The sequence below is a fragment of the Thiothrix lacustris DSM 21227 genome, from assembly GCF_000621325.1.
GTDB lineage: Bacteria > Pseudomonadota > Gammaproteobacteria > Thiotrichales > Thiotrichaceae > Thiothrix > Thiothrix lacustris.
The window spans coordinates 295,038-302,955 of record NZ_JHYQ01000001.1; the positions used below are offsets into that span (position 1 = coordinate 295,038).

The 7,918-nt window shown below is 50.7% G+C and carries 9 protein-coding genes; all 9 read right to left on the reverse strand.

Features of this window, described 5'->3' with window-relative positions:
• Positions 1-398 precede the first annotated feature (398 nt).
• On the reverse strand, positions 399-2,357 hold the full coding sequence (locus Q394_RS0101345; protein ID WP_028487698.1) for a DUF927 domain-containing protein: 1,959 nt from the start codon (positions 2,355-2,357) through the stop codon (positions 399-401).
• Entirely contained in the window at positions 2,354-3,400 is a 1,047-nt protein-coding gene (locus tag Q394_RS0101350; RefSeq protein WP_028487699.1) for a hypothetical protein, read from the reverse strand. The genes Q394_RS0101345 and Q394_RS0101350 overlap by 4 nt, the downstream gene beginning before the upstream one ends.
• A 51-nt stretch (positions 3,401-3,451) precedes the next feature.
• Positions 3,452-3,670, reverse strand: coding sequence for an AlpA family phage regulatory protein (locus Q394_RS21825; protein WP_028487700.1), 219 nt, complete (start codon positions 3,668-3,670; stop codon positions 3,452-3,454).
• A gap of 322 nt (positions 3,671-3,992) precedes the next feature.
• Positions 3,993-5,213: an FtsK/SpoIIIE domain-containing protein gene (locus tag Q394_RS0101360; RefSeq protein ID WP_028487701.1), complete on the reverse strand. Its 1,221-nt coding sequence runs from the start codon at positions 5,211-5,213 to the stop codon at positions 3,993-3,995.
• A 3-nt stretch (positions 5,214-5,216) separates the two neighbouring features.
• Complete coding sequence (locus Q394_RS0101365; RefSeq protein WP_028487702.1) at positions 5,217-5,993, reverse strand: hypothetical protein; 777 nt, start codon at positions 5,991-5,993, stop codon at positions 5,217-5,219.
• An 80-nt stretch (positions 5,994-6,073) separates the two neighbouring features.
• A complete protein-coding gene (locus tag Q394_RS18645) occupies positions 6,074-6,955 on the reverse strand; it encodes a hypothetical protein (RefSeq protein ID WP_051542584.1) in 882 nt (293 codons plus the stop codon).
• 3 nt (positions 6,956-6,958) lie between these two features.
• The gene (locus tag Q394_RS18650) at positions 6,959-7,519 is read right to left on the reverse strand and encodes a M23 family metallopeptidase (protein ID WP_028487703.1); all 561 of its coding nucleotides are present in this window, start codon (positions 7,517-7,519) and stop codon (positions 6,959-6,961) included.
• A 30-nt stretch (positions 7,520-7,549) separates the two neighbouring features.
• Positions 7,550-7,738, reverse strand: a complete 189-nt coding sequence (locus tag Q394_RS22665) for a hypothetical protein (protein WP_156946709.1) — start codon at positions 7,736-7,738, stop codon at positions 7,550-7,552.
• A gap of 8 nt (positions 7,739-7,746) precedes the next feature.
• On the reverse strand, positions 7,747-7,917 hold the full coding sequence (locus tag Q394_RS23040; protein ID WP_038140026.1) for a transposase: 171 nt from the start codon (positions 7,915-7,917) through the stop codon (positions 7,747-7,749).
• Position 7,918 lies beyond the last annotated feature (1 nt).

The following is a 7,918-nucleotide window of genomic DNA, read 5'->3' on the forward strand; positions in this document are numbered from 1 at the left end:
CCTGAAACATGCCATAACCCCGCATCCTAGGGTTAACCCTAATTCTGGTAAATCGGCCTATGTTGGTATAGCTGTTGGTATCACCTGCACTCTCTGGACGCGATACCAACAAAAGACAAACAGAAAGCGAACCACTGGCAAGCCACCAGCACCACAAAGAAAAAAAATATTATTTTCTGGGGGGACTGTATATTCCTGAAAAAACTGTCTTTTGTCTTGTTGTGTGTTTTTTACTTTAAAAATCAATAACTTAATGTTGATTTTTACAAGACAAAACGCTTTTTGGTTTTGTCTTAAGACAAAAGTTTTTGTCTTGTTTGTCTTTTTCGTGCCGTTTTGTCTTGTCCAGACACACAAAAGCCACCTCTAAGGGTGGCTCGTTGCTTGGGTTGGCTGAATTAATCCTCTTCGTCATCGGTCAATATAATGCGGTGTACCCGCTGTTGACCGTGTGCCGGGATATATTCCCGCCCGTCCTTAATGGGTGGCTGCACCATGCCTGCATCCACAAGAGCAGTGAGTATCTGTTTTTTGCTGTACCCTTTTGCCAGTTCGGTCAATTGGCTTGGGAACACTAGATAAATCGCTTGTTCGCCGTCTTCGTAGGCTGGACGCACCCCGCCGACGCAATTATGTACACGCTGCAATTCTTCTTTCGGTACTTCAAAGGCCATGTTTTGGAAACGTGACATATTGCCCATCAGAAACCGCCGTACCGCCGCTACGATCTGTCGTTGTTCGCGGCTAGAGTCATCACCTCCGAATGCTTTTAGCCAATCTGCGAATATACGTTTTGCCGCTGCGGTAGCGTCGCCCTGCTTCCATCCGGTCAAGCCGTACTCTGTCGCTAGTTCGCCAGCAAGACCGATAAGCGCAAATCTATACAGCACTTCGCGGGTTTGGGGATTAAACGCGCCGCCCACAATTTCAGATGCAATGGTTTCGAGCATTGCCGGAACACGGGTATTTAGTTCCTCACGATTCACCACAAGCTTGGTTAACCACTCTTGCCCCACAAGTCCATAATGGTTTTCGATCCCTGACCCGATGGCGCTATTGAATGCGTTTAAATCAGGGTAATCATGGATCGTGTCATGGATTTTATAACCCTTGCCCGCATCCGCCGGAATATCGGCTTGACGAACTTCAATACCTGCCGGTGGTGTCCCGCCACCATCTTTAATGTAGTCAGCCGCCGACAATTCGCCACTTGATGCCCACAATAGCCGCCACTCCAATGTATTGCGCAAATCAACGCCCTTGTTTAGCCTAGCTTTGCCATTGCCGTCTGATAGCATGTAAATAATGCGGTCTACTTCTTTCGCTGCTGCGCGTTTCTGTTCATCAAGAAATAGCCAGCCGTCATTATGCCGTGCTGCTATCCCTTCGATCCCGCCCGCCGTGCCGTGCCATGTTTGTTTAACGGTGTCATGATAGCCCCACACGCTTGCTGCTGCGCGTAATGACAGTGTTTTGCCGTCCTTACTGTCGCCGGTGAATTGATAGCCACCTCTGCCAACATTCGGGGTAAAGTCGAGCAATGGAGGTGCAAACGCGCTGCTGATTGCAAACATTAATCGGCTGTTGCCTTTCGCAAGGCTTGCCACTTCAACGCGCCAGCCTTCGAGCGTACCTTTTATTTCCTGCTGCGCTGCTTTTTTTATCACGCCTTGATAGGTAATGTTACCCTCATCATCCCCGAAGGTTTTAGCAGGGGTCACGAATACGCGCCCGTCATACCATCCGGTTTTTTCCACGCACGTTATGCGCCGCTCAGAATCGCACATTTGCAAGTAGTCGACTGCGTACATATTCGCACCACCAGCCACAACAAGCCCACGATCAAGCAAAGCGCCCATGACTTCGTTACCGTCGCCGCTCATTAACCGCATCGGCATAGCCCACGTATGGGTAATGCCGTCGCCGTCCTGCCATTGCAGCAACTTACCCCACCCGCTTTGTTCCGTGTTGCGGGTACGCCCTAGCACGTCGATTGCGGTACATACCTTATAATCGCCCTTCTCTGTCGAGCGATAAAGCCAGCCGTCCTTAATGTAATAGACACCCCGACCGCCTTGCACCATGTCATCCATTGGCTTAGTCATATCGCGCTTAATCTGCTTTTCCGCTGCCGTCAAAGCGTTGGTAATTAAGCGTTTGCCTCCGAGATTGTGACCATTGTCTATCAGTGCTTTGATGATGGATTCCCGCTGAATGGGGTCAATTGTGCCATCGACTACCAGCAAGGCGACTGTGTGTAAAAAATCCTGATAGGTTGTCAGCGTTACGGCTTTCGCCTGAGTGGTGAGTTCATCCAGCAGCTCAATTACTGGGTTTGTTTGCGCTGTAGCAGTCATGCCGCCACCCCCTTAATTTTGTCGAGTGCGGCTTGCGCCTTGGTGTTGGTGCGGTTTTGACGGTAAGCGTTGCGATTGTATGAGTGCAGACTTTCGCCGCTGGATGTGGTCAGTAACTTAGCCGCCGCTTGGATAGCTGCCCATTCGTCGCCGCCGTGATCCAGAATGCAAAACAGGTCAAACGCATCATGCGCCAATCCGTCCGCTATCGGGTCGTTGGTATGGTGGCTGAATGCCCTATCCCGCCCATCATCACCTTGCAGGATGACCACGCCAGCCATACCGCTGGATGATGCAGGGGCAACAAACTTGCTACCTGTCGCCCGGTATCCATGCGTTTTCAGGATCGACCGCACGTCATGCGAATTATTGAACTCATCAATCGGGGATACCTGCCCTACTACCAGCCGCCCCGCTGCTTTGCGGTTGCGTTGGGTTTCAGCACGAAGGCAAGTAGTAGCGGCTAATTCTTCGCGTTGGCGTTGCGCCCGTTTGTCTGCCAGATATGCCGCGTTTGCAGCGTCCTTTAACGCCACGTCGACAAACTCACCTTTCAGGTGCAGGAATACATAGGAGGTGTCAGGGTTGCGCCCATAGAAAAAGGTTTGCTTTGGGGTATAGCTCTCACGCGCTGCGATATTGCCTAATACGCCATCCAATGCCGACACAAGGTAGGTGCGTAACTCAGCAGGCAGTGTGCGGCTTGTGGGTGCGAATACACGCCATTTAGGGCAATCCATGCGGCTTGTGTAGGTCGAGCAAATCACGCATTCAATACCTGCTTGACGCAACAATTTAGCCGCGCTGTGTGCAGTGACATTGCCCGCGTCATAGTCGATTTCAACGCCGCCGATAGCGGTTAAGCTGCTACCCTGCCCACGGCTTGAATTATCGAATGTGCCTAGCTTTATGAGTGGTTGCGCGGCCTTGCTTTGGTACGCTGGCACGTCTTGCAGCATTCGGCATAAATCCGCCCATGATGTGGTGTTTTTTGTGCCTTGCGGGTTATGCAGGCTCTCAAATATGGTATAATCAATCTTCATTTAAAATCCTTTTTTGCCCGTCTTGGCCTGCCAGCCTGCGGGCATTTTCGTTTATGCAGCCTGACGCGAGACAATCCACGCATCAATTAACGACTCATACCAGCCAACGGTTGCCATTGTGAGCTTTACCGCTGCCGGAAAGTCGCTATTAGTGTCTGCTGCCAGTCGGTAAATACTGGATTTGCTTAATCCGGTTTTTTGCATTACGTCACGTAAGCGGATAATCCGCTCTGACTGCTGGGGTTGGGGTGTTTTTGGTTTGCCTTGCATGTCGTTATCTCGCTTGTTGCTAATTGCCCCATGATTGCTATGTGGGCGCACAGGTTCATTAACAGATTGGTTTTTTATGGGGTTTTCCGTGCCATCTGTTCCTTGTGTCCCAGAATACTAATCCCCATCCCGACAATATTGCAACCTACTGATATTTCTCGTTATTTCTCGTTATTTCTTCTTATTTGTCCTTATGTTCTCTTATTTCTCCTTATTTGCTCTTATTGCTCCATAAACTGCCGATATGTCAGGTTATTCGATCAATACTTTTTTTAGATCGTTATCGAACAATCATTAGTTTTAACGACAAACAAACAAAGGTCTAAGCCATAAACCGCTGAATATCAGCCTCTTCAACCATTGCGCCGTGCATCCGCTGGGGTTGTGTACCAATCATCTTTAACAGGCAATCGCCATTACTCAGTAGCTTTTCACATCCGGTTTCACCTAATACCACTCTCGATTCATAATCCTTTGCCACGGTCAAACCTGCACGGCTTGGAATATTCATACGCAACAGGTCGGGCAATACAGTGGAACTAGGGTATTGAGTGCCGAGAACCAGATGGATTCGAGCGGAACGGCCTTTTTGAGCAATGCGGGCAAGTGCTGCAACAATGGTTTGCTCTTTATCGTCCTGCATGACTAAATCCGCCAATTCATCAATTACCAGCACAATGGAATAAGGCTTGTCGGCTTCTTTGAAACGCCTATCCATTTCGCCCGCAAGCCATTTGACCTGATGCGCAATGCCGCTTACTTCGGTTTCAATCGCTGTTACTTCGGAATGCTTCAAAAGGTGCTTAGAATTGCCGTAGAAAGGCGCTAAATCTTCGCCCTTGCCGTCGCCAATCATTAGGCGAAAATCTGCCCCTGACTGCATCAGGGAGAGAATAAGCGCATTCATCCACACGGATTTACCTTGCCCGGTTGTGCCACCGACGATTAAATGAGGTGCTTTCTCTAAATCGAAAATCACGGGATTGCCGATAACATCCACGCCAGTCATGCAGGGCAGAGTACCAGCACGGCTAACCCATTCAGGTGATTGCAGCAACTCGCTGAATATTACGGTTTGACGGTCTTCACGCGGTACGTCAACAGAGATAAGCCCACGCCCTGCATTCGCCCCAATGGTGACGGATTCCACGCCTAAATCCCGCGCAATATCATCCTCTGGTAATTTCCCCAACTTCGTACCACGCGGAATGCTCACCAGATGACGGGTGAGAACGTGACCATTCAGCGATTGATACAGACGCGCATCAGGTAGCCCATAGCTTGCCAGTGTGTCGGTAATCTCGCTGGTTGCCGCTGCATGTTCGCGGGTATCAACTGCATCAAGGTCGCTACCTAATAAGCAATTGTCACGCTTCCACGCGGTTATAGATTGCCGCGCTACCCATGCCAGCCCTAACGCGCTAACGCCAGCCACAAAGCTACCTGTAGCCAAAGTTGGCACGGTTAGCAGGGTTGCGGCTGTCACTGTCTGCAAATTGGTTTCGGGGTAAAATTGATCTAAGTCAAACGTTCCGATTCTCATGGTTTATTCTCCTTCCAGAATACGCGGGTCGAGTGTGGGTGAGCCGTTTACATTGGCAATCAATGGGGTTAAGGCTTGTTGCTGGGGTTCTGAGGTCATCACCGCTGCACCAATGCCAACGGCAAGCAGGGCGATTAGTACCGCCGCCGCTGGGTTTGCTTTGACCTTATCCCCAATGGTTTCAGGTTGTGCAGGTAGGCTTGCTGTGAGCTTGTCAGCCTCTTGTGCAGCGTTTACGGTACGCATTAACGCCTCTTTGCGACGCTGGGCGAATGCTTCGGCTTTCCGTGCGGTGTCGAGCTTGCACTTTTCAGCGAAGGCGCGTTCTGATTCCGCTTTTGCTGCCAGCTTTTCGGGTGTTGCTGCAAAGCTGGATAGAACCGTATCCAGCAAACCCGGCTTGTGTCCGATCTTGTCGTATGCCTGCCAGTAGCTTGACCGTTCACCAGCCCTGACAATCACGCCCAACTCTGTCAGCAATGGCACGATCTTTTCTTCGAGGAACTTCCGAGATACTTTTTCAGTAGCAGACTGTTCGCACAAGCCACGCATCGAGATAGCCGCGCTAGTGTCGTAATGGGAAATCAAGGCTTTCATCCCTTCCACATACTGCACTTTGTCGCCCCCATTGGTTTTGATGGTATGGCGAATGGTAGCGCGTGAATCATCACGTTTAATCAGGCTTACAATTGCGCTGATACCTTTCTGATTAAGTAATTCGTCTTTGTCTAGTGATTCCAGTAAATTAACTGTCATCTGGTTTAGTGTTTCACTGTTCATTTTTTAACCTTTTTTGCCGTGCGTTAACGGTGCGGTAGCGGTGCGGTAGAAAATCACGGGAAATGCCGCGTGTTCGCCCTTCAATTCTTCACTTCTAGCCACTTCAGCCATGAAGGTACTTGTCTGGTATTTTCCGCGCATAAATTCGAGCGTTTGTTAATGGATGCTTCACCCATCGCGGCATAGTCGCTTGTGTTCGTTCCGTTCGCGTCGTGGGAGTCCTTCCCTCTTGCGTACCAAGAAATTGCCGCTGTCAGCCCTTTCAGATGCGCCGCTGCTGCGAACCCTGCGATTTTCTCTTGTTGGGATTCGAGCAACACGCGGGATTTAAAGCCGTCGGCAATATTGGTATTAGCCAGCACGGAAACGGCACGGTCTTGTAGCAAGTTGTCATGCAGAAACGCCGGTTTGCCGCCGCGCAATTGCCAGTTATTCGGGTTGTTCAGGAATGCTGTTTGGTCTGTTCCGCGCTTAACATGCCGTGGTGCATCATCAAAAGCGGATTGCTTCACTAAGCCGACGATTGCCAAGGCTTCAGCACCGAATGCGTAACCTGCAAAATAGCCGTACTGGTTGCCTGTGTGCTGGTAGTTGCCGCTGGATTCACGCGCCAGCAATGCAGAACGCCACCGGCATGATTGCAGGGGCGACAAGCCAACAAGCGTTAATGTGCCACTGGGTAGCGTATAGGAGCGGTCAACATTGCCGGTATAGTCTGCGAATGCTTGCCCGATGCTGTAAAACTTGTTTTGTGCCACGTCTACACGCGGCTCGATTGCGTCTTTGATTTCAGTTGGCAGTTGCGGGTAGGCAACATAGCCAAGGCTAACCACTGCCACGCCAGCAATTGCCGCAAAAAACCAAGGCATTTCCGGCATGGTTTGGCGGTAGGTCTTGCGGGTGAGCTTTTCGATACGGTCAAGACGTGCATCAATGCGGTTAAAAGCTGCTTCGTTGTCCATTTTTCATAATCCTTTGAGAGTGGCCGGGTCGACGAATTGCCCGTGTTGTTTTATGCCTAAATGCAGGTGTGGTGCAGTCGAGCGCCCGGTATTGCCACACGCGCCGATAACATCGCCCGCTCTGACTTGCGTACCGGGTTTGCTTTCGGTGGCTGAAAGGTGTGCATAGAGTGACTGCATACCGTCTGCATGGTCGATTGCTACCAGCAAGCCGGAATGCCCCGCCATGCCTGCAAAGTTGATAACACCATCAGCAATAGCGCCCACGGGTTGCCCAACGTTGCAGCGGTAATCCTTGCCGTTGTGCATGGCTTGCATTCCTGTTACTGGGTGTTTACGCATTCCGTAAGGGGATGTAATGACCGCATCACCCTCTAACGGCTTGCGAATTGCGCTAGGTGATGCCCATGAAAACAGGTAAGCAACCTCTTGACGCGCTTGTTCGAGCAAGTTTGAGCCGCCACCAAACACAAAGCCCTGATACATTGGCGGGATGATTGCCACGCCCAAGGCAATGGAAATCGACCATGTAGCAACAGGGCTAAAATAGGTGGCTAGGCTCATTAGTTCGCGCTCCACACATAACGCTTGCCGTCACTGGCAATGAGGGTGTAGAAAAACCCGAATCTGATCATCCCATCCAGATCGGGCAGTCATTTTTTTGAACATCCCAAACGACCGGGCGTTTTTTTCAGCGTTGCCGACTTCCTGCTTCCCCATAACGCCCTGAATGCCACCTGATACGCTCAATACGGTGCATTTTTGCGTGTTTGGCAGCATCATTTCCCCCTTCATGCGACATACCCGTAATGTGCCAGCTTTTCGAGGTTGTGCATCAGGCAAAACAGTTTCCATTGCCCGTCCACTTTGGCTTTGCTGCGCAAGGTGAAGCGGTGCAGGCGTTTGTTGCCGCGCAAGTTCCCAAACACGGGTTCGACGGTGGCGAAGCGTTGGGTGATCATG